The organism is Moorena sp. SIO3I6 (assembly GCF_010672095.1).
This window is the reverse complement of record NZ_JAAHHU010001416.1, coordinates 1-1,310: the sequence shown is the minus strand read 5'-3', so window position 1 is coordinate 1,310 and position 1,310 is coordinate 1. Positions and strand designations below refer to the sequence as shown.

The window sequence follows — 1,310 nt, the reverse complement described above, 5'->3', positions numbered from 1 at the left end:
CCGCAATTGAGTCCCAGGAGCTAGATCAATAGTGGTTGGGGTGATGGTGGGCAACATATCGCAAAGGGAACAGGGAACAGGGAACAGGAAATCGGGAATCGGGAATCGGGAATCGGGAATCGGGAATCGGGAATCGGGAATCGGGAATTGGGAATTGGGAGCAGGGGGGAGAAGAGGGGAGAAGACTGGCAAGTGTAGAACTGGCATCTTGCCAGTGTCCCAACGGTAGAACCGGCATCAAGCCTGTTTCATTTCTGGGCAGGCAGGATGCCCACCCCGCTCATATTCATTGCGCCCCTCAGCAATACCCTTTTATTCAATAGCTGATAGCTGATAGCTGATAGCTGATAGCTTACCCGACTCCCGACTCCCGACTCCCGACTCCCGACTCCCGACTCCCGACTCCCGACTCCCGACTCCCGACATTACAAATCATCAGGATTGACCCCAAGGCTACGCAATCGTTCTGCCAATCGTTCAGCCCGTTGGTGTTCCTGTTCAGCCCGTTCTGCTGAAGTTGGAATCCAATTACCTGGGCCATCATACCAACGCAGCCACAACCCTTCTGTTTCTTGATATTTCCCCTGCCAAACGCCTAACCCTAATTCCAGTTCTGGAAACCAAAATTTCGGTTCAGAAAGTTCTACTTCCTGATACTGTGTGGCAGTTATTTGAAACACCCGCAACTGGTTGTCATAACGGTCAAAAACCACATAGTAAGGAATCCGCATATACTGCTCATAAGCTTGCCATTTAGTAGGTGGCTTATGAGCAGACCTTAGGGTTTGTCCTAAATCTTCAGCTTCGGTACCTGGTGATAGGAGTTCCACCACCAAAAATGGCACTATCCCTTCCTGCCAAACCACATAACTCCAGCGCAAGTCTTGTTGTTGTTGAGCGCGAGTCACACCCAATACCACAAACCAATCCGGTCGCTTGTGCCATAACGAATTACGGCTATCGTAATATAAATTCAGGTCTGTACCAATGAACATTTCCTCCCTGGGATAGTTGGGAGGTTGGCAGGTTTCTCGCAATAGCTGGGGTTGGAAGTCATGAAATTCGTCAGGCAAACCAGGCTCCTCTGGGTCCTCGCTAGGTAGATCATACATAGTGGGCATAGTTTCCCTGGCAGGACGGGGTGGGTCAGTGTGGTACATGATCCTCTGTTGAACCTGATAGTTTGAGCATAGCATTTTGGGGAATAGGGAGCAGGGAATAGGGAGCAGGGAACAGGCAAAAGGCAAGAGGCAAGAGGCAAGAGGCAAGAGGCAAAAAATCCTGTGTACCTCATAGCTGTGAGAAACGCA

At 50.3% G+C, this 1,310-nt stretch carries 1 protein-coding gene and 1 pseudogene; both read right to left on the bottom strand.

Annotated elements, in window-relative coordinates:
• Positions 1-207 (bottom strand): annotated as a pseudogene (locus F6K49_RS49845) (hypothetical protein); the annotation flags it as partial.
• Between the two features lie 218 nt (positions 208-425).
• Positions 426-1,112 (bottom strand): Uma2 family endonuclease, encoded by a 687-nt coding sequence (locus F6K49_RS49840; RefSeq protein WP_293110223.1) that lies wholly within the window; start codon positions 1,110-1,112, stop codon positions 426-428.
• Between the last annotated feature and the right edge of the window lie 198 nt (positions 1,113-1,310).